The sequence below is a fragment of the Streptococcus uberis genome, assembly GCF_900475595.1.
In the GTDB taxonomy this organism is placed as follows: domain Bacteria; phylum Bacillota; class Bacilli; order Lactobacillales; family Streptococcaceae; genus Streptococcus; species Streptococcus uberis.
On record NZ_LS483397.1, the window covers coordinates 956,102 to 980,756 of the forward strand.

At 35.5% G+C, this 24,655-nt stretch carries 25 protein-coding genes; 8 read left to right on the forward strand and 17 right to left on the reverse strand.

The genetic code is table 11. The annotated features are described in order from the left end of the window. Positions 1-24 precede the first annotated feature (24 nt). Genes DQM95_RS05095 through ylqF form a run of 3 tightly spaced genes read right to left on the reverse strand, consistent with a single transcriptional unit; the run spans position 25 to position 2,212 of the window. A complete protein-coding gene (locus tag DQM95_RS05095; RefSeq protein WP_037592147.1) occupies positions 25-570 on the reverse strand; it encodes a sugar O-acetyltransferase in 546 nt (181 codons plus the stop codon). Between the two features lie 30 nt (positions 571-600). Continuing rightward, positions 601-1,374, reverse strand: coding sequence for a ribonuclease HII (locus DQM95_RS05100; protein ID WP_037592145.1), 774 nt, complete (start codon positions 1,372-1,374; stop codon positions 601-603). Beyond that, on the reverse strand, positions 1,358-2,212 hold the full coding sequence (gene ylqF, locus DQM95_RS05105; protein ID WP_037592143.1) for a ribosome biogenesis GTPase YlqF: 855 nt from the start codon (positions 2,210-2,212) through the stop codon (positions 1,358-1,360). The genes DQM95_RS05100 and ylqF overlap by 17 nt, the downstream gene beginning before the upstream one ends. A gap of 172 nt (positions 2,213-2,384) precedes the next feature. Between ylqF and DQM95_RS05110 the strand changes: the two genes are divergently transcribed. The 3 genes from DQM95_RS05110 to DQM95_RS05120 all read left to right on the forward strand — a co-directional run bounded on the left by DQM95_RS05110 (position 2,385) and on the right by DQM95_RS05120 (position 4,461). Further along, positions 2,385-2,822: a DUF1836 domain-containing protein gene (locus tag DQM95_RS05110; RefSeq protein ID WP_037592141.1), complete on the forward strand. Its 438-nt coding sequence runs from the start codon at positions 2,385-2,387 to the stop codon at positions 2,820-2,822. A 2-nt stretch (positions 2,823-2,824) separates the two neighbouring features. Next, a complete protein-coding gene (gene trhA / locus DQM95_RS05115; protein WP_012658430.1) occupies positions 2,825-3,475 on the forward strand; it encodes a PAQR family membrane homeostasis protein TrhA in 651 nt (216 codons plus the stop codon). An 83-nt stretch (positions 3,476-3,558) separates the two neighbouring features. Further along, positions 3,559-4,461 carry a diacylglycerol/lipid kinase family protein gene (locus tag DQM95_RS05120; protein ID WP_037592139.1) on the forward strand — a complete coding sequence of 301 codons (903 nt, stop codon included), beginning with the start codon at positions 3,559-3,561 and terminating at the stop codon, positions 4,459-4,461. 46 nt (positions 4,462-4,507) lie between these two features. Here the strand turns inward: DQM95_RS05120 and DQM95_RS05125 are convergent, their stop codons facing one another. After that, a complete protein-coding gene (locus DQM95_RS05125) occupies positions 4,508-4,855 on the reverse strand; it encodes a hypothetical protein (protein ID WP_037592137.1) in 348 nt (115 codons plus the stop codon). Between the two features lie 428 nt (positions 4,856-5,283). Then, on the reverse strand, positions 5,284-6,828 hold the full coding sequence (locus DQM95_RS05130; protein ID WP_046389356.1) for an ABC-F family ATP-binding cassette domain-containing protein: 1,545 nt from the start codon (positions 6,826-6,828) through the stop codon (positions 5,284-5,286). 161 nt (positions 6,829-6,989) lie between these two features. Between DQM95_RS05130 and DQM95_RS05135 the strand changes: the two genes are divergently transcribed. Next, positions 6,990-8,246 carry an aminotransferase-like domain-containing protein gene (locus DQM95_RS05135; protein WP_037592503.1) on the forward strand — a complete coding sequence of 419 codons (1,257 nt, stop codon included), beginning with the start codon at positions 6,990-6,992 and terminating at the stop codon, positions 8,244-8,246. A 35-nt stretch (positions 8,247-8,281) separates the two neighbouring features. On the opposite strand, the gene DQM95_RS05140 is transcribed toward DQM95_RS05135, so the two are convergent. From DQM95_RS05140 to DQM95_RS05170, 6 genes are all read right to left on the reverse strand, one after another. Continuing rightward, positions 8,282-8,620, reverse strand: coding sequence for an ATP cone domain-containing protein (locus DQM95_RS05140; protein ID WP_012658436.1), 339 nt, complete (start codon positions 8,618-8,620; stop codon positions 8,282-8,284). Between the two features lie 95 nt (positions 8,621-8,715). Beyond that, positions 8,716-9,645, reverse strand: coding sequence for a 4-hydroxy-tetrahydrodipicolinate synthase (gene dapA / locus DQM95_RS05145; RefSeq protein WP_012658437.1), 930 nt, complete (start codon positions 9,643-9,645; stop codon positions 8,716-8,718). 49 nt (positions 9,646-9,694) lie between these two features. Beyond that, the gene (locus tag DQM95_RS05150) at positions 9,695-10,771 is read right to left on the reverse strand and encodes an aspartate-semialdehyde dehydrogenase (RefSeq protein WP_012658438.1); all 1,077 of its coding nucleotides are present in this window, start codon (positions 10,769-10,771) and stop codon (positions 9,695-9,697) included. A 276-nt stretch (positions 10,772-11,047) separates the two neighbouring features. Next, the gene (gene cls / locus DQM95_RS05160) at positions 11,048-12,625 is read right to left on the reverse strand and encodes a cardiolipin synthase (RefSeq protein ID WP_111686032.1); all 1,578 of its coding nucleotides are present in this window, start codon (positions 12,623-12,625) and stop codon (positions 11,048-11,050) included. Positions 12,626-12,678: 53 nt separating this feature from the next. Further along, on the reverse strand, positions 12,679-12,966 hold the full coding sequence (locus DQM95_RS05165; protein ID WP_037592135.1) for a DUF1905 domain-containing protein: 288 nt from the start codon (positions 12,964-12,966) through the stop codon (positions 12,679-12,681). A 125-nt stretch (positions 12,967-13,091) separates the two neighbouring features. Then, entirely contained in the window at positions 13,092-14,762 is a 1,671-nt protein-coding gene (locus DQM95_RS05170) for a formate--tetrahydrofolate ligase (protein ID WP_037592134.1), read from the reverse strand. Positions 14,763-14,997: 235 nt separating this feature from the next. Here DQM95_RS05170 and DQM95_RS05175 point away from each other — a divergent pair, with 235 nt between their 5' ends. The 4 genes from DQM95_RS05175 (at position 14,998) to DQM95_RS05190 (ending at position 18,716) form a co-directional block, all read left to right on the forward strand. Next, on the forward strand, positions 14,998-15,684 hold the full coding sequence (locus tag DQM95_RS05175; RefSeq protein WP_037592132.1) for a phosphopantothenate--cysteine ligase: 687 nt from the start codon (positions 14,998-15,000) through the stop codon (positions 15,682-15,684). After that, positions 15,677-16,222, forward strand: coding sequence for a phosphopantothenoylcysteine decarboxylase (gene coaC / locus DQM95_RS05180; RefSeq protein WP_012658443.1), 546 nt, complete (start codon positions 15,677-15,679; stop codon positions 16,220-16,222). Before DQM95_RS05175 ends, coaC begins: the two co-directional genes overlap by 8 nt. Before the next feature lie 63 nt (positions 16,223-16,285). Next, complete coding sequence (locus DQM95_RS05185; protein ID WP_037592130.1) at positions 16,286-16,855, forward strand: ECF transporter S component; 570 nt, start codon at positions 16,286-16,288, stop codon at positions 16,853-16,855. 145 nt (positions 16,856-17,000) lie between these two features. After that, entirely contained in the window at positions 17,001-18,716 is a 1,716-nt protein-coding gene (locus DQM95_RS05190) for a phospho-sugar mutase (protein WP_046391824.1), read from the forward strand. Between the two features lie 68 nt (positions 18,717-18,784). On the opposite strand, the gene DQM95_RS05195 is transcribed toward DQM95_RS05190, so the two are convergent. The 6 genes from DQM95_RS05195 to deoC form a co-directional block, all read right to left on the reverse strand. Further along, positions 18,785-19,741, reverse strand: a complete 957-nt coding sequence (locus DQM95_RS05195; protein ID WP_012658446.1) for an ABC transporter permease — start codon at positions 19,739-19,741, stop codon at positions 18,785-18,787. A 1-nt stretch (position 19,742) separates the two neighbouring features. Further along, positions 19,743-20,810, reverse strand: coding sequence for an ABC transporter permease (locus tag DQM95_RS05200; protein WP_046391299.1), 1,068 nt, complete (start codon positions 20,808-20,810; stop codon positions 19,743-19,745). Then, positions 20,803-22,335: an ABC transporter ATP-binding protein gene (locus tag DQM95_RS05205; RefSeq protein ID WP_012658448.1), complete on the reverse strand. Its 1,533-nt coding sequence runs from the start codon at positions 22,333-22,335 to the stop codon at positions 20,803-20,805. Before DQM95_RS05205 ends, DQM95_RS05200 begins: the two co-directional genes overlap by 8 nt. A gap of 130 nt (positions 22,336-22,465) precedes the next feature. Continuing rightward, complete coding sequence (locus DQM95_RS05210; RefSeq protein WP_037592127.1) at positions 22,466-23,521, reverse strand: BMP family lipoprotein; 1,056 nt, start codon at positions 23,519-23,521, stop codon at positions 22,466-22,468. 90 nt (positions 23,522-23,611) lie between these two features. Beyond that, a complete protein-coding gene (locus DQM95_RS05215) occupies positions 23,612-23,998 on the reverse strand; it encodes a cytidine deaminase (RefSeq protein ID WP_307935650.1) in 387 nt (128 codons plus the stop codon). Then, complete coding sequence (deoC, locus tag DQM95_RS05220) at positions 23,988-24,650, reverse strand: deoxyribose-phosphate aldolase (protein ID WP_012658451.1); 663 nt, start codon at positions 24,648-24,650, stop codon at positions 23,988-23,990. Before deoC ends, DQM95_RS05215 begins: the two co-directional genes overlap by 11 nt. Positions 24,651-24,655 lie beyond the last annotated feature (5 nt).

Consider the following 24,655-nt stretch of genomic DNA (forward strand, 5'->3'; position numbering starts at 1 on the left):
ACCTTGAGAAAATCTCAAGGTTTTTTAGAGGTGTTTAATGATTTTGGCAGGGTTACCTGCCAATACAAGATTATCTCCAAATGATTTAGTAACGACGCTCCCAGCACCCACAACAACATTATCTCCTAAAGAAACACCAGGTAGAATGGTTACGCCGCCTCCTAACCAAACATTATCTCCAATTGTTATTGGAGCCCCATATTCAAGGCCTGATATACGCTCATCAGCATTTAAAGGATGTAAAGGTGTCAGTAATTGGCAATTAGGACCAAACATAGCATTATTACCAATTCGGATTTCGCAGACATCTAAGAGGGTTGTATTATAGTTGGCATAAAAATTCTCTCCTACATAAATGTTACTTCCATAGTCACAAACGAAATAAGGTTCCATATAGATAGATTCACCAGTGCTTCCAAGCCAATTTTTTAGGATCTGACTTCTTTTATGACCGTTTCCTTCAGAATTAAAAAGAGCAATCTGTTGACGTGCTTCCTGTCTCATTTGTTTTAATGTCGAATCGCTTGCATTGTAAAGCTCTCCGGCAAGCATTTTTTCTAACTCAGTCAATTTTAAAATAGCCTCCAATTGAAATGATAATCATAACATTGATTTAATAGGTTCATAGCTTGTTCGATGAATAGGTGTCACTCCAAATTGTTTGAGTCCATTTAGATGTGACGTAGTACCGTAACCAGCGTTTTTTGCAAAATTGTAGCCTGGAAAAGCTTTTTCATAATCCATCATTAAACGATCTCTCGTAACTTTGGCAACGATGGACGCTGCTGCAATTGACATAGAATTGGCATCCCCTTTTATGATAGATTGTTGGGGAATCGGAGTCTCCAAAGTCATAGCGTCAATTAACAAATAGTCTGGTTCTGTCACATCCCCTTTAATATTTTTAATCGCTTCAATCATGGCAACTTTTGTAGCTTGATAGATATTGATGTCATCAATGACATGATTATCAACGATACCAATACCAATACCTAAGGCTCTTTCTTGAATCGCTTGAAAGATAGAAAGATGTTTGGATTTAGGAATCTTTTTGGAATCATTTAGGCCCTTAATTTTACAATCTATAGGAAGAATCACACAAGCAGCCACAACTGGACCAGCTAAAGGTCCTCTGCCAACTTCGTCAATACCAGCAATTAATGAAAACCCTTCTTGATAAAGCACTTTTTCATAGCTGAGCATCTTATCCAGTCTAAGTTCTTCATCAATCATTGCTTGTATGGCTTTTCTTCGCTTGTTTACAGCTTTTTTAACCCCTACCCTATCATCTGATTCTAATTCAATAAAATAGGGGTCAGAGAGCTCAGAAATAGCCTCTAAAAGCCTATTGATTTCTTTAATGGTTTTTGTCATCAATATCACCTACTTGATCGAGGGTAAAAACGCCAAGTTTTCCATCTCTGATTTCTTTGATAAAAAGGTTATAGAAACGATCATAATCATCCTTGAAGCCTAAATTCTTTGTCATTTCCATGATTATTTCAGGAGTTTCTAAATCTAAATTAATACCTTTAAATCGCTCTTCCAATCTACTGGGATAATGGTGTTTGAAATAATTCAAACCAAAAATGGTTACTTCATCTAATGGTAAAAGTTGGTCTTTTATAGCACCTGTTAGAGCTAATTTTAAACCGACTTCTTCGTCTTCAAATTTTGGCCAGAGAATTCCTGGTGTGTCCAATATTTCTAAGTCTTTATTGCTTTTAAGCCATTGTTGTCCTTTGGTGACACCAGGTTTGTTTCCAACGACAGCAATTTTTTTTCCAGCTAAGCGATTCATTAAAGTTGACTTACCTGCGTTTGGAATTCCAATAATCATAGTACGTAAACTTTGTTTTTGGATGCCTCTTTCCTGCAATTTTTGAAGTTTTTCTGCCATTAATTTTTTGGCTGCCTCAGTAACTTTTTTGACTGTAGCTTGTTCTTTCGAATTAATGGCCAATGTTTTTATCCCTTGTTCTTCGTAATAGCGGCACCATTCTTTTGTTAAACTTTGGTCTGCTAAATCAGCCTTATTCAAAATCATTAATTTGGGTTTTTCACCGACTATTTTCGTTAACATAGGATTTTGACTGGAGAGTGGTAAACGAGCATCGACCAAAATTGTCACAAAATCAACGTGTTTTAAATTTTCTTGTACTTGTCTTCTCGCCTTGGACATATGTCCAGGGAACCATTGTATTATTGGCATGTTTTTTCCTTTCAAAAAGTCATTCGTTATCATAATTGCATCATACTCCCTATTATAACATAAGAAATATTGTTAAAAGGATAACAGATAGGGAAAATAGTTTATGACTTGATTTAAGTTTTATAAAAATGTATAATCTAGTTATTGAAACTAGATGTAGGAGTTTTTAAAAATGTATTTATTACCAAAATGGGACGAACTTCCAAATCTTGACCTGTATTTGGATCAAGTTATTTTATATGTCAATCAAACAACTTATGAAAAGAGTGCTTTTACTATTAAAGAACTAACATCTTCTATGATTAACAATTACGTTAAACATGGTTATCTCGGAAAGCCAATTAAGAAAAAGTATCGTAGGCATCAAATTGCAAGACTCATTGCACTGACCGTTTTGAAAAAAGCTTTTCCAATTCAAGAAATCAGTTATGTTTTGCAAAAATTACAAAATGATATGACATCGGAAGATTTATATAATTGTTTTGTTGACTATTGGAATACTGGAAATGAGATAGAAACACCAGAAATCATTATTGCAGCTTGTCAAACAATAAAATCCTATGACAAAACCATGCTATTAATGTCATTTATTGAGAAGAATGAGGAATAAAAATGAATCAAAGCTTTAAACAAACTCTCCCTTTGTCATTTGGTGAAGAAGTCGCAAATGCTACAACTCATGCTATTGGAGCCTTCCTAACCCTATTACTTCTGCCCTTTTCAGCAATTTATGCTTATCAAAGCTATGACCTCCGGGCTGCGATTGGCATCTCAATCTTCGTGATTAGTCTATTCTTAATGTTTTTATCATCTGCCATTTATCACTCCATGTCATATGGTAGCCCACAAAAATATATCCTTAGAATCATTGATCATAGTATGATTTATATTGCAATTGCAGGTAGTTATACTCCTGTTGCTCTATCACTTGTTGGTGGTTGGGTAGGCTATAGTATTATAGTTTTACAATGGAGTATTACTATTTTTGGAATATTATACAAGATTTTTGCAAAGTCCATCAATGAAAAGTTTAGTTTAAGTTTATATCTCATTATGGGGTGGCTTATTATCTTCATTCTACCAACAATAATTTTTAAAACATCACTTTCATTTGGTTTATTAATGCTTTTTGGTGGTCTTTCCTATACTATTGGAGCAGCTTTTTATGCCAAAAAACGACCATACTTTCATATGATTTGGCATCTCTTTATTCTTCTTGCGTCGTCTCTTCAGTTTCTTGCGATTGTCTTTTATATGTTATAAATGGCAATAGAATGTTAACAGATTTAGAACAAGCTTAAAAAATGCTATAATAAAAGACAAAGTCAGGAATGGAAGGAATTATCATGAAAACGGTCTATATCATCTTTAACCCATTATCAGGTAAGAAAAATGATAGCCTTGCTGCTTTGGTTAAAGAGGAACTCATCGAAAAGGGATTTCAAGCTGAAAATATTAAACTTGTTACACCTCATTCTGCTGAGGAAGCATTTTTGAAAGCCAAAGAAATATCCCAAAATAAAATTGATCTCGTTATTCCGCTAGGTGGCGATGGAACTATTAATAAAATCATTGGAGGAGTTTATGAAGGAGGAGCTTTTACAAAAATTGGCCTCATACCTTCTGGAACAGTCAATAATTTTGCCAAGGCCCTTGATATTCCTCTCTCAATGAAACAGGCTATTGATGTTATTGCAAATGGTAAAGAGAAAAAGGTTGATATTTGCAAAGTTAATGGGCAATATATGATTAGTAGTTTAACCTTAGGTCTATTAGCTGATATTGCGGCAGATGTTACACCGCAAGCTAAAAGAAGGTTTGGACCATTTGCTTTTTTAAAGGATGCTGGTCGCATCTTGAGACGTAATAGAACCTATTCACTCGTGGTTGAAATCGGAGATAAGACAATAACTACGACCACCAAATTCCTTCTTGTGACCATGTCAAATACTATCGCTGGCTTCCCCTCCTTTTCCCCAAATGCTTTAGTTGATGATGGTATGATGCAAGTTTATACGATGAAACAGATTCATTTCTTAAAATTTCTTTTTCATATTAATGCTTTTAGACGAGGAGATTTTTCGAAAGCTGAAGAAATTTCACACTTTCAAACCCATCAATTGACCATACGTCCAGCAAATCGTAAAAAGTTTTCACGATCTAGAACTCGCATTGATGGTGATAAAAGCGATTATATTCCTGTTTCAATGTCGGTCTTGAAAAAAGCTATTACCGTCATTGTCCCATAATAAAAAGACCTTAAGGTCTTTTTATTTGTCTTATCGAAAATCTTTTTTAAAATGAGTCCTCCTTGTGATTCTTTAATTCCTTAAGATATTCCTCAACTTGTTCAGAATAGACATCAACAGTTGATTTAGCCTTATCGAAAAGTTCTTCAGCTTTTTCAGTTGCTAATTGTTTAAACCCATCCAAATTTTTTTTGGAATAATCTATTTTTGCATTTGCACCTTGCAAGAAATGGTGATTTAATTCTTTAATAAGCTTATTAATGTCGTCTCGTTTTTCTTCACTTTCTTTCAGTAGGAGATTTTTATCTGAATGCGAAAGTGACAAATAAGAAAGAGTGCCAGCAACTACACCTGTCACTAAACCAATAATTAGCCCATCCCTTTTTGCTTTCATATGATACCTCTATTTCATTTTACGATCATTAAGTATCTTTTTAGCTAATTTATAAACAGGTACAAGTAATAGAATTAGTTGGAAGACTTCCGCAACATTAACATTATTTTTGCTGTTTGTTGAATTAGCTTTTACTGAATGTTTTTTTCTAAAATTCATTTTAACTCACTCCTTTTTTCACCCGTTCAAGAAGTCACTTTTGTCTTATCGAAAAGAAGTCTTTTCAAAGTGACAACATGAAAAAATAATATGGTGTTTATAGTCATAAATAAAAATATATTATCCTATCACATTTGCTAAAGTAACCTTAAATAGTGACATATCCATAAGTGACAACACATATATTTTTTTATATTGTCATTATACAATGAAAAAGGATGCTCGTCAAGAATTTAGTATCAAAATAAAAAAACTAGAAAAATCTAGTTTTAGGTTAAGCTGTTAAAGTCCCAAATATCAGTTACCCACCCTTCGTAAAAATCGGGTTCATGACAGACCATTAATATAGATCCTTTATATTCTTTTAGAGCTCTTCTTAATTCATCTTTAGCATCGACATCTAAATGGTTTGTGGGCTCATCTAAGATTAAAACATTATTTTCACGGTTCATCAACAAGCAAAATCTAACTTTGGCTTGTTCTCCACCTGACAAGACTTGAATTTGACTTTCGATATGTTTTGAAGTTAGACCACATTTTGCAAGAGCTGCCCTTACTTCTGCTTGGTTTAAAGCGGGAAAAGCATCCCAAACAGCCTCTAACGGAGTTTGTCGATTGCTTCCTACTACTTCTTGTTCAAAATAGCCTAATTCAAGAAAATCTCCTCGCTCTACTTCTCCATCTAAGGGTTTTATAATGCCAAGTAAACTTTTTAAAAGAGTTGATTTACCGATACCGTTAGCGCCAATGATGGCAATTTTTTGATTGCGTTCAAAAGTTAAATCTAAAGGAGATTTTGTTAATGGTTTATCATAACCAATCACAAGATTTCTTGTTTGGAAGATAAAACGACTAGGTGTTCTACCTTCTTTAAAGGTAAAACTAGGTTTAGGTTTTTCAGATTGTAACTCAATAATTTCCATTTTGTCCAATTTTTTTTGTCTGGACATAGCCATATTACGTGTAGCAACTCGAGCTTTATTTCTGTTAACAAAATCTTGCAAATCAGCAATCTCTTTTTGTTGACGTTCATAGGCAGCCTCAAGCTGTGCTTTTTTCATAGCATAGACATCTTTGAACTGATAATAATCACCAGAGTATCTGACTAGATCAAGATTTTCAACATGATAAACGATATTGATAACATCATTTAAAAATGGTATGTCATGAGAAATCAATACAAAGGCATTTTCATAATTTTGAAGATATCTTTTTAACCATTCAATATGTTCAGCGTCAAGATAGTTTGTGGGTTCATCAAGTAATAAGATATCTGGTTTTTCAAGCAAAAGCTTAGCTAATAATACTTTTGTTCTTTGGCCACCAGATAATGCTGTCACATCAGACTCCATGCCAAAATCCATGACGCCAAGAGCGCGAGCGACTTCGTCAATTTTTGCGTCTAGGGTATAAAAATCTCTAGATTCTAATCGGTCTTGTAATTCTCCTACTTCTTCCATAAGGGCATCGACGTCTGCATTTTCATCGGCCATTGACATATAGATGTCATTGATGCGTTCTTCAGTTTTAAACAAATCATCAAAGGCTGTTCTTAAGACATCGCGTACAGTTTGCCCGGCTTCTAAAGCGGTATGCTGATCAAGATAACCAGCAGTAACGTACTTAGACCACTCAATCTTTCCTTCATCAGGCTGTAAGTGGCCAGTAACAATACTCATGAAGGTCGATTTACCTTCTCCATTTGCCCCTACTAATCCGATGTGCTCCCCTTTTAAGAGTCTAAAAGAGACATTTTCAAAAATAGCTCGATCTCCAAAACCGTGACTTAAATTCTTAACTTCTAAAATACTCATTTCATTATCCTATCATTATCACTAAAAAAGCCGTTAAAACGGCTTTTCTTATTGTCATTATGGCAAATTTGGTCTTATTTGTCAATCTTTGATTATTTACCGTTAGCTTGTTCTTTTTTGTGTTTCAGTGTAAAATATGAGAAAAGTGTATGGGGACAAATATGAAAGCTATTTATCAAAAAATTTATCAAGAATTAAGTGATGCAATTGCAAGTAATCACTTAAAAAAAGGGGAAAAGTTACCATCTATTCGATTTTTAAGTCAAAAATATCAATGTAGTAAGGATACTGTTCAAAGAGCCTTATTAGATTTAAAATATGCCAATAAAATTTATGCTATTCCCAAAAGTGGTTATTATGTATTAGGATCTACGAATGAATTGGCTATGCCGCATCTTAGTATTGATGATTATAATGATTTAGCTTATAAAGATTTTCAGTCCTGTCTCAATGAGACCCTCTCTCAGCGGGATGCATCTTTGTTGAACTACTATCCTAATCCGCAGGGTCTAGAAGAATTAATTCACTCACTTCACAATTATTTCACTTTAAATGCCATTTATGCCAAAGAAAACGATATTATCATTACTTCTGGTACGCAACAAGCCTTATATATTTTAAGTCAAATGTCTTTTCCAAATCAAAAAGAGGTCATTCTTATTGAAAAACCCACTTATGGAAGAATGGAGAATATTTTGACAACATTAGGAATCCCATTTGTGACAATAAATCGTCATTTTCAAGGTTTTGATTTGAAAGAATTAGAAAATCATTTTGCAAATGGTAATATTAAATTTTTTTATACCGTTTCTCGTTATTCGTCACCTTTAGGCCTGTCTTATCGAAAAAACGAAAAAGAAAAAATCGTTTTCTTAGCAAAGAAGTATAATGTCTATATTATTGAAGATGACTTTTTAGGAGACTTTAGCAGTCAAGGGGATCTTCCGCTTCATTATTTTGATACAAATCAACGGGTTATTTACTTGAAGTCTTTTTCTATGTCCGTCTTTCCCTCTTTAAGAATTGGAGCACTTGTGCTACCACAAAATTTACAGGATCCCTTCTTATCTCATAAGTCAATGATCGATCTGGATACCAACTTGATTATGCAAAGAGCCTTGTCGCTCTATTTAAGTAATGGTATGTTTGAAAAAAATTTAAAATTATTAAAGGACTTCTTTTTCAAACAAGTAACACTTCTAGAGGAGATTTTACAGAATACCTTTCCAAAGGATCACTATCGTTTTACCCCTCAATACTTGATTCTTGAAACAAGTCATAACCCTTCTAAGATAAGAAATCTCAAGTCAACTCCATATGATAGTTTAAACATTGGAAATTCTTTTTATCTTAGAATGAGTTTATCCCTATTAACACAAAAGCAATTAAAAGAAGTCATTGACGAAATATCAAAATAAAATACTGATTAGGATTTTTTCCTAACCAGTATTTTTTATTTCGTTTGTTCAAATCGAAGATGGACGATAATACTATCACCATAACCATTTCTTTCAAGGTCTCTTTGTAAACGATAAGAAATATAATGTTCGGCAATGTTAATATAACCAGCATCCATTAAGCGGTTTTCAACTAATGATTGAATCATATTAATGGTTGGTTTCTCAACTTTTGCTTCCTCTAGGTCTATAACCACTTTCTTGGTTACTTGAGCTAAATTTTGACGCCAGTTTTCATCGATAACATATACTGTTTGAGCAGCTTTTATAATTGCCTGATAAATTTTGTCTGGATCAAATTCAGCAACTTGTCCGTCACGTTTAATAATTTGCATGATACGGCCTCTTTTCATCGGTTTTCAGTTCTACTTACATTATGCAAATCTTTTGAATCTTTGTCAAGTGATTGCTCTAAAGATAAGAGAAATCACTAATAGTCGGGTCTTAAAACCCCCTTTGTGACATATTCTTTTGGTGCCTTATCTAAAACAATATTGATAATAGCATCAGCCTCTTGACGGGTGCAGGCTACTAGTGGCAGTCTCAATGGACCAACATTAAACCCAAGATAATTTAGCACAGCTTTGACAGGAGCTGGACTTGAAACGGAAAAGAGCGCATTAACTTTTGGAAGAAAGCGTCTTTGTATTTGTGCTGCTTCTTTAATCCTTCCATTAGTAATATGGTTAATCATTTCAAAAATTTCAGAGCCATTTGTATGTGAAGCAACACTAATCACCCCGTCTGCTCCTAAATTCATCGCATGAAAAATTTGTCCGTCTTCTCCAGTGTAAATCAGAAAATCTTCAGGTTTATTTTCAATAATATAAGCTAAATGATCTAGGTTTGTGCAATCTTTTACCCCAATAATATTCGGGTGTTGGGCTAATTTTAGTAAAGTATCTGGATGCAAATCAACAACAACACGACCAGGAATATTATAGATGATGATAGGTAAGGAACTAGCTTCAGCAATAGCTAAAAAATGTTGGTACAAGCCTTCTTGTGTAGGTTTGTTGTAATAAGGAACAATAGCTAATCCTGCAGCAAAACCTCCGAAATTAGCAACTTCTTTGGCGAAATCGACAGAGTCGCGTGTATCATTTGTACCAATACCAGCAATTAACGGTACCCTACCATTTACGATTCGTTGAACTTCAGAGAATAATTCAAGTTCTTCTTCATGAGTTAACGTAGGACTTTCAGCTGTTGTACCTGCTAAAAGTAGGGCCTGTGTATGATTGTTTAAAAGATGCTCGATTAATTCTGGTAAAGCTTTAAAATTGATGGAACCATCCGCATGAAATGGGGTAACAAGAGCTGTAATAATCTGACAGTTTTTTAATTGAGATAGCGTCATAGGAGATTACCTTTCTGATGACATCAGGTTGAAAACAATAACATGTTATTTATTGAAGAGGGAATTTTAAGTCTTTCGTTGCTCGTACTAGTCCTCGATCATGGAGGCTTTCAGCAATTTGTACTGAGTTCCAAGCCGCACCTTTTAATAAGTTATCAGAAACAACCCACATATGGATACCATTTTCAATATCTAAATCTTTGCGAATACGCCCCACAAATGTTTCTTTTTTTCCAACTGCATTGACTGCTTGAGGGTAGATTTGATGATCAGTATCATCCTCTAAGATTGCACCAGGAAATGCTGAAATTGCTGCTTTGACTTCGTCAATTGGCGCAATGTCTTTGGTCTCGATATAAATAGACTCAGAGTGACCTGACAAAACAGGGATACGAACACATGTGGCTGAAACTTTAATACTGTCATCTGCCATTATTTTTTTCGTTTCCTTTGTCATTTTCATTTCTTCGTAGGTATAAGCATTTTCTGTGAAGAGGTCAATTTGTGGTAAAGCATTAAAAGCGATTGGATAGTGTTTTTTGTCACCTGCTGATGGTAAAATTTCAGCAGTCACTGTTTTTGGATTGAGTTTATCGTTAATAACTTGATGATATTGAGCCATTGTCTCATTAATAGCAGATTGTCCGGCACCTGAGACTGCTTGATATGTGGATACAATGATACGGTCTAATCCCCATTTTTGTCGAACAGGCTCTAGTGCAACCATCATTTGAATGGTTGAACAATTGGGGCAAGCGATGATGCCATTATGCTTGTCTAAGGCATCAGGATTAACCTCTGGGACAACTAGAGGTACATCTGGGTTTTGGCGAAAATATGAAGTATTATCTACAACAACTGCTCCTGCTTTTACAGCATAAGGTGCAAATTTTGCTGATGTAGACCCCCCAGCAGAAAATAAGGCAATATCAACACCTTCAAAGGCGTTTTCGGTTGTTTCCTCAATCGTTATCATTTGATCCTTGAAGGGTAATTCTTTTCCCGCTGAGCGAGCTGAAGCTAATAGTCTAACCTTGCTTATTGGTAAACGACTTTCTTCTAACATTTTAATCATCTGAGTACCAACAGCACCGCTTGCTCCAACAATTGCAACAGTATATCCCATATTTTCACCTCATTGTTTAAAATTGGTTGTTAAGTTAAAAATTTTCTAAAAATTTATATAAATGTTATTATAGCGTATTTTTACGCATTTGCAAAGAGTAAAAAAAGACCTCTGTCATTTCTGACAGAGGTCGGGGGCATTCGGTGAATGTGATAAAAAGGTTCACACAATTTATCAAAGTCGGCTCCTGCCTTAATGACCTCCCCCGCGCAAAAATGGTAAAAATACCATAATCGACTCATCGCATGAAACTATGATACCAAAATGTCACGATATTTACAAGAGCGGTGCAATAGTTTTTACTAATAGTCCTATTAATTTTTGATACCAAGGGCGATTTTGTAATTGTTGATAGGATACCTGAACACATTCCGCTTGTGTATTCTCAAAGTCTTTAACAACATCTGAAATGGCAGATGACCGGTATAGGTATGTGGCACATTCAAAATGATGATATAAACTACGGTAGTCAAGATTGATTGATCCGACAACAGCTTTCATATTATCACTGACAAAAATTTTTGAATGGACAAATCCAGGAGAATATTCATAGATTTTTACACCTGATTGCATTAAGGACTTATAGTAGGTTTTTGCTAAGGCATAAGGGATTGGTTTGTCTGGTTTACCAGGCATAATAATTCTAATGTCAACTCCCCTTTCAGCCGCAAAGCGAAGTGCATGCTCCATCTCACTATCAAGAATAAGATAAGGTGTCATGATATAGACATAATTTTTTGCGTGGTTCAAAATATCAATATAGACATTTTCACCAATTTTATCGGTATCTAAAGGTGAGTCCCCAAAAGGAATGAGGAAACCATCTGAAGGTAATTTAGGTGTGTGTGAAGAAAGATAAGGTGAAATGAGAAGCTCTTTTTCAGTTATGGACCACATTTGTAAAAAGAGGATTAAGAAACTATCAACGGCTTCTCCTTCAATTCTTAGGCCAGCATCTTTCCAATGGCCAAATCGTTCCAATTCATTGATGTACTCATCGGCTAAATTAATACCACCTGTATATGCAATTTCACCATCAATTACAATAATTTTTCGATGATCTCTATAATTATAATAAGTCGAAATAAAAGGAGATATAGGAAGGAATGCTTTTGCTTTGATACCAATTTCAGCAAGTCGTTGTGAATAATCAGAGGATAATGTAGATAATTCTGTCATCCCATCGTACAAAACCCGTACTTCTACGCCTTCTTTGACTTTATTTTCTAAAATAGAAAGTATTTCACCCCACATGAGACCTTCAGCTATAATAAAAAATTCTAAAAAAATATATTTCTCAGCTTTCAGTAAATCTTGCTTAAGATGCTCAAAAAATGCTTCACCACCAGAGAAGTATTTTGTTTGACTATTATTGTATACAGGAAAGCTTGCCCGACTTCTTTGTAAATATTGCACCAAATGATAGGTCGTTGATGTGTTATCTTTTAGAATATCAACAACGGCTTCATCATCTTTTAAATAAGGTCGACTGAGTTCAACCAGATGATTGATACGATTTTTGAGTCCTCTGTAGCCCCAATCTAATTTAGTATAGACCAAGAGCAAAGAACCAAATAAGGGAGCAATCATAATCAAGATCAACCAAGTAACCCGTGAAATGGCATCCATGTCACTATTGACGAGATAGAGAACAATGGCAATGGCAAAAATGGTTTCCACAATGGTAAGCCAAAAACGGTATTGTTCCACCCAAGCGTAAGTAGAAATAAGAAAGCCTAGCTGTAATAGGATTAAGATTGTAATGAGAGTCGCACGGCTAAAGATACCTCTCAAAAACCCTAGTTTACTTTTGTGAAGTAAATGTTTTACTTTGATTTTTTTATTGATAGGAATGTCCTCCCTTTTTCTTATCAATTTGCTAATGATAAAAATGTCATTTTGAAGAATCAATCGCCTTCTTCAACAGTTATATCTACAGTATCTCCGATTGATTTTCCGATTGCTTTTTGAATATCTTTTCTAATGCCAATGATATAACAAATACTGCCATCCTTGTTTTTAACCCCCATATTGACAACCGAACCATCATAGGGATAGCCATCAAAAGTGACATGAACCTTGGCACGGCCTTTACCAAATGCTTCTCTAACATCAAGTGGGAAAATGGTATAGGCACCACCTTTTCCTTCTACAGGATAGATTTTTGACTGAAATGAATAGATTTTCCCTGACATCGTCTCTTCCTTTAGTGAATGATATTAACTTATTTTATCATTTCTTCTTCAATAACAAAAGAAAACCAATAGGATTGAATGATTTTCTCAGATCCTATTGGTTTTTAAAAAGTTAGTTTTGATTTTTAGAAAAGTCCGATAGCCGTTCCTTCTTCTGAAACATCCATATTTAATGCTGCTGGATGCTTAGGTAAACCTGGCATCGTCATCACATCACCGGTAAGGGCGACAATAAATCCGGCACCAGTTTTTGGAACAAACTCTCGAATAGTGATGTCAAATCCACTAGGTGCTCCAAGAAGGTTTGGATTATCAGAAAAACTGTATTGGGTTTTTGCCATACATACAGGTAGTTTGTCCCAACCAAATTCGGCAAATTGTTTTAATTGATTTTTAGCTTTTGCTGAAAATTGAACAGCATCACCACCGTATATATTTTTAACAATTTTTCTTACTTTTTCTTCAACACTATCTTGATCATTGTATAGACGTTGATAGTTTGCTTTTTCTTGTTCGATGACCTTAACCACTGTTTCTGCTAGTGCGACACCACCTTCAGCTCCATTAGCCCACACGCTTGCAAGTTCAACAGGAACGTCAATTGACTGGCACAATTCCTTAAGGACAGCAATTTCAGCCTCAGTATCAGCAACAAATTCATTAATAGCGACAACAACTGGTACTCCGTACTGACGCATATTGTTAACATGACGTTCAAGGTTAGCGAAACCAGTTCGAACTGCTTCCACATTTTCTTGGTTAAGATCTGTTTTGGCCACGCCACCATGCATTTTCAAGGCTCTTAATGTTGCGACAACAACTACAGCATCAGGACTCGTTGGGAGATTTGGAACTTTAATATCTAAAAACTTCTCAGCTCCTAAATCAGCTCCAAATCCAGCTTCTGTTACTGTGTAATCTGCTAATCGCAAAGCTGTTGATGTTGCTAAAACAGAGTTACAACCATGTGCGATATTGGCAAAAGGTCCACCATGGACAAGGGCTGGCGTTCCATAGATAGTCTGTACCAAGTTTGGCTTGATAGCGTCACGAAGAATCAGAGTTAGAGCTCCTTCTACTTTTAAATCACGAACGTAAACAGGCTTACGATTGTAGTCATAGGCAACAACAATGTTTGCGAGTCTTTCTTTCAAGTCTTTCAAATCAGTTGCCAAGCAAAGGATAGCCATAATTTCTGAGGCCACAGTAATATCAAAACCATCTTCACGAGGAACACCGTTAACTGGGCTGCCAAGACCAACAATGACATGGCGTAAAGCACGATCGTTGAGGTCTAAAACACGTTTCCAAATGATACGTCTTTGATCTATCCCTAATTCATTACCTTGTTGCAAATGATTATCAATTAAAGCTGATAAGGCATTATTTGCAGTTGTGATGGCATGCATATCACCAGTAAAGTGCAGATTAATGTCTTCCATTGGTAATACTTGTGCGTAACCGCCACCAGCTGCTCCTCCTTTTATGCCCATAACTGGCCCTAAAGAAGGTTCACGCAAAGCAATCATGGTTTTTTTACCAATTTTATTTAAGGCATCTGCTAGGCCGATACTCATTGTTGATTTACCTTCACCAGCTGGTGTTGGATTGATTGCAGTAACTAAAATGAGTTTACCAACTGGATTGCTTTTAACCTCATTAATTTTATCAAAAGACAATTTAGCTTTATATTTTCCATAAAGTTCGATATCGTCAAAAGCAATACCAACTTTTTCAACTATTTCTGTGATGGGTTTTAATGCAATACTTTGTGCAATTTCAATATCTGATTTCATGCTAAACTCCTTATTATTAACTTGAATCCATTATAGCATATTTAATTTAATTTCTTATTCTTTTAGATTTATTTTTTTATATTGTTCGTTTTTATACCACGTTATTTTCTATATGGTGTCTATTTTTCAATAAAAAGTATAACATTAACGAACATTCTGGTGTTGTTTCGGAAGGTTAAGGATATGATAAAACGCTTACTATGCTAGATGGAGTGTTTTATGGTAAAATAGAGCCATGAAAATTCTAATTACATCAGGTGGAACGACGGAACAAATCGATTCCGTTCGTGGCATTACTAATCACTCAACTGGAAAACTTGGAAAAGAAATGGCAGAACACTTTCTAAAAGCCGGTCACCAAGTTTCTCTAGTAACAACTAAAGCAGCGGTTAAGCCAAATGCAAGTGAACAGTTATCTATATATCGCATTACAAATGTTGCTAGTCTTATTCAAACATTAAAACCTTTGGTTGAAAATCATGATGTTCTGATTCATTGTATGGCTGTCTCAGATTATACACCTGTCTATATGACAGATCTTGAAGAGGTTAAAGAAACAACTGATATTGAGACTCTCTTAAAAAAATCGAATCAGGAAACCAAGATTTCTTCATCTTCAGATGTTCAGGTTTTGTTTTTGAAGAAAACACCTAAAGTCATCAGTATGGTCAAAGAATGGAATCCCAATATTCAATTAATTGGCTTTAAGTTGCTCGTTGATGTTACAGAAGACCAGTTGATTTCTGTTGCCAAAGATAGCTTAACAAAGAATAAAGCAGACTATATTGTGGCTAATGATTTAGCAACAATATCTGCAGACAGTCACAAAGCTCTCTTGGTTAGTAAAGATGAGGTTCTTTCCTTGGCAACCAAATCAGAAATAGCTGAAACGCTTTTAAAGAAGGTGACTTATTATGACTAAAAAAATTATTTTAGCTGTAACTGGAAGCATCTCTGCCTATAAAGCCGCTGACTTAACCAGTATTTTAAGCAAACAAGGCTATGATGTTACAGTTCTCATGACAGAGGCTGCTCAGGCTTTTATTACTCCTCTTACCTTGCAAGTTCTCTCGAAGAATAAAGTACACGTAGACACAATGAAAGAGGACGATGTTTCTATTGTTAATCACATTGATTTAGCTAAGAAGGCGGATCTTTTTCTGCTAGCGCCAGCTTCAGCCAATACCATTGCGCATTTATCTTATGGATTCGCTGATAATATGGTTACTTCGGTTGCCTTAGCTTTACCAGAAACGACACCTAAACTGATTGCACCTGCCATGAATACCAAAATGTTTCTAAACCCCGTTACCCAGGAAAATTTAAAGAGACTTGAATCTTTTGGATATGAGATGATTGAACCAAAATCTAGTCTTTTAGCATGTGGTGATACGGGTATAGGCGCACTTGCGGATATTAATCACATTGTAGATTGTGTCAATGCTATTTTGGAAAGTTGAAAGGCTTTTCATATTTCTTAATTTTAGGTATAATAGAAAAAAATTTAATGGAGATTGACCTTAATGAGACGTCAGAAATCATCTACAATAGCAAAAGTTTCTATCTTTTTTGCTATTATGTTAGTTATTCACTTTATTAGTACACTTGTATTTAATATATGGCCGGTTCCAATTAAGCCAACTTTAGTTCATATTCCAGTAATAATTGCATCAATTATTTACGGGCCACAAATTGGTTCCATTTTAGGGTTATTAATGGGAATAATCAGTGTGATAACAAATACAGTAATCTTACTTCCAACAAGTTATCTATTTTCTCCCTTTGTAGATCATGGCAATATCTATTCTTTAATCATTGCTATCGTCCCTCGTGTTTTAATAGGAGTTGTTCCCTATTTTGTCTATAAAATACTTTCCAATAGAGTTGGTTTAGTCCTTTCTGGTCTCCTTGGTTCTCTGACAAATACTGTTTTTGTTTTGGGTGGTATTTTTATCTTCTTTTCGTCAGTGTTTGGAGGAAATATTAAAGCTCTTCTCGCAGGAGTTGTTTCTACTAATGCTATTGCTGAAATGGTTATTTCTGCTATAGTAGTGACAGCAATTATTCCAAGTTTATCCAAATTAAAAAAATGAAATTCATTGCCTTTTTCAGTTTGAGAAAGGCTTTTTTTCTGAAAACATCTTTATGAAAAATCTTGCAAACTCATGTAAAAATTAGTGATTTTTCCTCGTCAAAGTGTTATAATGAAAGCGGTTAATAATATTAAGGAGAAAATGAATGACTTATATTGAAAATTACCAAAAATGGCTTAACAATCCGTCACTGCCAGAATACCTACACAAAGAGCTTCTTGAAATGGATGAAAAAACGAAGGAAGACGCTTTTTATTCTCATTTAGAATTTGGTACTGCAGGAATGCGTGGCTATATTGGTGCAGGAACAAATCGTATTAATGTCTTTGTTGTCAGACAAGCAACTGAAGGTTTGGCAAAACTCATTGAATCAAAAGGTGATCAAGCAAAAGCTAACGGTGTTGCTATTGCTTATGATTCTCGCCACTTCTCACCTGAATTTGCTTTCGAATCTGCTCAAGTCTTAGCTGCACATGGTATCAAATCTTATGTCTTTGAAAGTCTTCGTCCTACACCTGAACTTTCATTTGCCGTTCGTCATCTTGGAGCTTTTGCTGGAATTATGGTGACTGCAAGTCATAATCCTGCTCCATTTAATGGTTATAAAGTATATGGTTCAGACGGTGGACAAATGCCACCTGCTGATGCAGATGCTTTAACAACTTATATTAGAGCTATTGAAGATCCATTTTCAATTACTCTGGCTGATTTGGAAGAAGCAAAATCAAGTGGCTTAATTGAAGTTATTGGGGAAGCAATTGATAGTGAATACTTAAAATTAGTTAAAGATGTCACTATTAATCAAGAACTCATTAATCAATACGGCAAGGATATGAAAATTGTCTACACTCCTCTTCATGGAACTGGAGAAATGTTAACAAGACGTGCACTAGCCCAAGCAGGATTTGAATCTGTTGAAGTCGTTGAATCTCAAGCGAAACCAGACCCAGATTTCTCAACAGTTAAATCTCCTAACCCTGAAAGTCAAGAAGCATTTGCACTCGCTGAAGAGTTAGGTCGCCAAGTAAATGCTGACGTTCTGGTAGCAACTGATCCAGATGCTGACCGACTAGGCGTAGAAATTCGTCAAGCTGACGGATCTTATTGGAATTTATCAGGTAACCAAATAGGGGCATTAATTGCAAAATATATCTTAGAAGCCCATAAACAAGCAGGAACGTTACCATCAAACCCTGCTTTAGCGAAATCAATTGTCTCAACAGAATTAGTTACTAAAATTGCTGAGAGTTATGGCGCAACCATGTTTAATGTCTTAACTGGTTTTAAATTCATTGCTGAAAAAATTCAAGAATTCGAAGAAAAACATAATCATACTTATATGTTTGGATTTGAAGAAAGCTTCGGTTATTTAATCAAACCTTTTGTACGAGACAAAGATGCTATTCAAGCTGTTTTAATTGTAGCTGAAATTGCTGCCTACTACCGCTCACGCGGTCTGACTTTGGCCGATGGAATAGCTGAGATTTACAAAGAATATGGATACTTTGCTGAAAAAACCATTTCTATTACTTTATCTGGTGTTGATGGCGCAGCTGAAATTAAAAAAATTATGGATAAATTCCGTCAGAATGCACCAAAACAATTCAACCATACTGATATTATCTTGACAGAAGATTTCTTAGAACAAACTGCTAAAAGCCAAACAGAAACGACTGTATTAACAACACCGCCGAGCAATGTTCTGAAATACACTCTTGCTGATGATTCTTGGTTTGCTGTCCGTCCTTCAGGAACAGAACCAAAAATCAAATTCTATATTGCAACAGTTGGACAGTCTTTAGAAGATGCACAACAAAAAATGACTGCTATTGAAGCAGAAATTAATACCTTTGTAGGTTAAAAACAAAAAAGAGTTTTCGCTTGAAAACTCTTTTTAAACATTAAAAATAAAGAGCCATAGGCTCTTTATTATTTTGATTTAATGTAATTAACCCCATCTGCTTTTGGAGCAACAGATTGACCAAAGAAGGCAGCCAGGATAATAATAGTGAATAAATACGGAGCAATTTGAAGATATACTGCAGGAATCTTTTGTAGGAGAGGTAATTGAGCACCTATTACTGCTAAACTTTGAGATAAACCAAAGAATAGACTTGATAGCATAGCTCCAATAGGATTCCACTTCCCAAAAATCATGGCTGCAAGTGAAATGAAACCAGGACCTAAGATTGTTGTAACAGCAAAGTTTACAGAAATTGATTGAGCATAGATTGCTCCTCCCATTCCTCCAAGGAAACCAGATATCATAACACCATAATATTTCATTAGATAAACATTGATACCTAAAGTATCAGCAGCTTGTGGGTGTTCTCCGACAGAACGAAGACGTAATCCAAAGCGTGTTTTATAAATGATAAACCATGCTAAGAATGAAAAGGCAATGGCTAAATAACCCACAATAGTAGTATTTTTGAAAAATATTGGTCCTAGGACTGGAATATCAGCTAAAAGTGGAAAATCAAATTTTCCAAAGGAAGCTTGAATGTTATCAGTTTGCCCTTTTCCGTAAAATACTTTTACTAGGAAAACAGCTAAGGAAGGAGCTAATAAATTAAGTACTGTACCAGAAACAATGTGGTCAGCACGGAAATTAATTGTTGCTAACGCGTGTAATAGGGAAAATAAGAGTCCTACAATTCCTCCAACAAGAACGGCTATCCAAGGTGTTGCTTTCCCGAAAGCATTAGCAAATTCTAAGTTAAAGATAATACCAGAAAATGCCCCCATAACCATGATTCCTTCAAGACCGACATTAACTACGCCAGCTCTTTCTGAGAAGGTACCACCAATACTTGTAAAAATAAGTGGAGTTGCGTAAATAAGCATTGAAGAAACTAATAAAGCAAGTATCGTTACAATTGACATCTTATTTACCTCCTTTCAGAGCAGATTTTTTTGAACGAATCATATAACGTTCGATGAGGTAGTGAGCACCAACAAAGAAGATGATAGATGCTGTTACAATTTTAACAAGTTCCGGTGGAATACCTGCAATATTCATACCAGGTGCACCAATGTTTAAGACACCAAATAGGAATGATGAGAATAAGATACCGATTGGGTTATTAGCAGCAAGCAAGCTTACAGCCATACCATCAAAACCAATAGCTAGAGAACTTGACTGTACAAAGACATTTTCAAAAGTTCCAAGTCCTTCAACGACTCCACCTAATCCAGCTAAGGCACCAGAAATGATCATTGACATGATAATGGTTCTCTTAGCAGACATACCAGCATACTCACTAGCATGAGGATTCAAACCAACAGAGCGTATTTCAAATCCTAGAGTTGTTTTGTTTAAAAGGAACCAGATAAGAGCAATCGCAATGAAGGCAAAAAAGATACCAATATTAATCCGTGAATTATTGGTTAACTCAGATAACCAAGGACTTTGATAAGTAGCATTTTGACTAACTTGAATTGATGAGTCAATACTTTGTTTTAAGTTATTGGCAAATCCTTTTTGAATAATGGCATTGCCGATATACAAAATAATATAGTTCATCATAATAGTGACGATAACTTCACTAGTTCCAAGGAATGCTCTTAAAATACCAGGTATGGCACCAGCAATTCCACCTGCTAACATACCAATAATAACAGTGCAAAGAATCAACAAAGGTCGAGCCATATGAGGATTTTCTAAAGCAAACCAAGTAGCTGAAATCCAACCAGCCAAAGCTTGACCAGATAAACCGATGTTAAAGAAACCAGCTCTACTAGCAACTGTAAAACCAAGTGCTATTAGAATGAGTGGTCCCATTGCTCGGAATATCTCACCAATATTTTTAACACTACCAAAGGCAATTTGGAACAATCCCTCATATCCCCAAATCGGGTCGTAACCAAAAATAAACATGATAATGGCACCCAGTACAAATCCCAACAAGACGGAAATCACTGGAACTGCTATTTTTTGTGCCTGTTTAGACATTTTCTTCCTCCTTATTGATTGTACCACCAGCCATCAAAATACCTAATTCTTGTTTATTAGTATTTTCAGGTGTCACAATGCCTTGGATTTTACCATCGTGAATAACAGCAATCCGATCTGATACATTTAAAATCTCATCTAGTTCAAAGCTGACAACTAACACAGCTTTTCCTTTATCACGCTCTGTGATAAGGCGTTTATGGATATACTCAATGGCACCAACATCAAGACCACGAGTTGGTTGACTGACAATAAGAAGATCAGGGTTACGATCAACTTCTCGAGCAATAATGGCTTTTTGTTGGTTTCCTCCAGAGAAGCCTCTTGCAGGAACGAGCTCATTTGCACCACGAACATCAAATTCTTCCATTAAACGACGAGCATATTCATTAATTTTTGAATAGTTAAGGATACCATTTTTACTTAATGGTTCTTTGTAGTATGTTTGAATGGCTGTATTTTCTGCCAAAGTCAAATCTAGAATTAAACCATCTCTATGTCTATCCTCGGGCACGTGACCAACGGATAATTCTGTAATTTTACGAGACGATAAATGAGTTACTTCTTGCCCTTTTATCGTAATTGAACCAGATTTTACTTTTCTTAGACCGGTTATTGCTTGGATCAGTTCACTTTGACCGTTTCCATCAATTCCAGCGATACCAACAATCTCACCAGCTCTAACATCTAATGAAAGCCCCTTTACTGCAGGGATACCACGATTTTCATTAACAACTAAATCTTTTACAGATAAAACAATTTCTTTAGGATTTGAAGCGACTTTTTCTGTTTTAAAGGAAACAGAACGTCCTACCATCATTTCAGCCAATTCACTTGAACTTACACCCGCAACTGATGCTGTTTCAATACTTTTTCCTCGACGGATAACTGTTACTCTGTCTGCTACAGCTCTAATTTCATCGAGTTTATGTGTAATTAAAATAATCGATTTACCTTCTTTGACCAAGTTTTTCATGATAACCATTAATTCTTGAATTTCAGATGGTGTTAAAACTGCAGTTGGTTCGTCAAAAATTAAAATGTCAGCGCCTCGGTAAAGTGTTTTTAAAATCTCAACACGCTGTTGAGCACCTACTGAAATATCAGCTACTTTTGCATCTGGATCGACGGCTAAACCGTATTTGGTTGATAATTCTTTGATATCTTTACTGGCTTGTTTAAGGTCAAGGACACCATTTGTAACTGTTTCATTTCCCAAAATAATGTTTTCAGCAACAGTAAATGCTTCAACAAGCATAAAGTGTTGATGTACCATTCCAATGCCTAGTTTTGAGGATTTTGTCGGAGAATCAATTTGAACTGTTTCTCCGTTGATTACAATTTCGCCTTCAGTGGGTTCTAACAAACCTGCCAACATATTCATTAAAGTTGATTTTCCAGCACCATTTTCACCTAAAAGGGCATGAATTTCACCTTTTTCTACTGATAAATTAATATGATCATTTGCGACAAATTCACCAAATTTTTTAGTAATGTCTCTCATTTCAATGACATGTTGTGTCATAGGATCGCTCTTCCTTTCAATTACACTCTTTTATTTCAGCAAAGCTTGTCAAAAATCACAAGCTTTACTGAGATAAAAGTTATCTCAGTCCTAAAAAGGGCGACCGACTAAGGTCGCTCCACATTTCAAATTATTTTTCAGGAACTTTTACATCGCCAGAAATAATTTTTTCTTTAGCTTCTTTAACAGCTTTTATAGCATCATCAGAAAGGTTTGTTGTTGCAATATCAACACCACCATCTTTTAATCCATAAACAGTTGTTTTTCCACCAGGGAATTTTTTATCAGTAACAAGTTTGTTAATCAGTTGTACAGATTTACCAACTTGTTTAATTGAAGATGCTAGAACAAAGTTAGATTCTTTACCGTCTTTTGAAGTGTATTTACCTTCCTCTTTTTGGTCACGGTCTACACCGATTACCCAAACTTTATCAGCTTCATCTTTTTTCTCATTTACAGCTTTAGCTTCATTGAAGACACCTGCTCCAGTACCACCAGCGGCTTGATAAATAACGTCAGCACCACCTGCATATTGAGCTGCGGCAATTGTTTTACCTTTAGCAGCATCACCAAATGATCCAGCGTAGTCAACTTTGATTTGGATAGAATCATCAACTGATTTCACTCCCGCCTCAAAACCTTTTTCAAAACGAGTGATAACAGTACCTTCCATACCACCTACAAAACCTACTACTTTAGTTTTTGTAGTTTTAGCTGCAGCAATACCAGCAAGATAAGCAGCTTCGTTATCCGCAAAAGTTACACTTGCAACATTGTCTTTTCCTTCGATGACATCGTCAACGATAACATAGTTAACATCACTATTGTCACCAGCAGCTTTATCAATTGCATCTTTAAGGGCAAATCCGATTCCATATACTACGTTATAACCACTTGAGACAGCAGTGTCAAGATTAGTAGCATATTCTGATTCACTATTTGATTGGAAGTAGTCGAAACCAGCACCTTTTTTAAGCCCATTTTCTTTACCCCAAGCTTGTAAACCTTCCCAAGCAGATTGGTTAAATGATTTATCATCAACACCACCTGTATCAGTAACAATAGCAGCTTTTAAATCTGTTTTAGCATCTTTGCTATCAGATTTTGAAGCACCACGGTTGCCACATGCAGCTAAACTTAATATAGCTACTGAAGCTAAACCAAGACCAATAAATTTCTTGTTCATGAAAATGAACCCTCCTAAAAAAGTTTCTAGCAATTGCTTGCTGAAATATTATATTTAGCCTTATGGCCAATAACAAAAATAAAGTCAGATTTATGATAAATCTGTAAAAGAATAAGGGAGTAAATCTCCGACTGTGGTTTCTTTAGTGCTATTATCCTTTGCAATTAAAATGACTTTAGCACTAGGTTCAAAAAATTCAGCCATAACTTGACGACAAGCTCCACAAGGTGAAACAGGTTGAAGTGTTTCACCATAAATGGCAATTTCTGAAAATTCTCTATAACCTTGAGAGACAGCTTTGAAAATAGCCGTTCTCTCGCCACAGTTCGTTAACCCAAAACTCGCATTTTCAATATTACAACCTGTAAAAATGTGACCATCTTTTGTTCTAACGGCTGCTCCTATTGGAAAATGTGAGTAGGGAACGTAGGCATTTTTACTTGCTTCGATTGCTAAAGATACTAAATTAGTAGCCACCTTTGACAGCCTCACCATTTATTATTTTAACTCCTGCAGACGTTCCAATACGAGTTGCCCCTGCTTCAATAAAAGCTAATGCATCTTCTAAAGAACGAGCACCACCTGCTGCTTTAACACCAATTTCTGGACCAACTGTTTGTCTCATTAACTTAACATCAGAAATGGTAGCTCCTCCAGTTGAAAAACCGGTTGAGGTTTTAACAAAATCAGCACCCGCTGCAACTGATAACTGACATGCTTTTATTTTTTCATCGTCAGTAAGTAAGCATGCTTCAATAATAACTTTAACTAATTTGTCACCACTTGCTTCAACTACTGCACGGACATCGTCCTCAACTGCTTGATAATCGCCTTGTTTTAGCTTGCCAATATTTAATACCATATCGATTTCATCAGCGCCATTCTCAATAGCATTCTTTGTTTCAAATGCTTTTGTTTCAGGGGTTGTTGCTCCGAGTGGAAAACCAACTACAGTACAAACTTTAACATCGCTTCCTTTTAAGGCTTCTGCACAATAAGAAACCCAACCTGGATTTACACAAACACTTGCAAATTCATGAGTTTTGGCTTCAGATAGTAACTGATCAATTTGACTTTGAACGCTATCGGCTTTTAATAAGGTATGGTCAATGTATTTGTTTATTTTCATTTTTA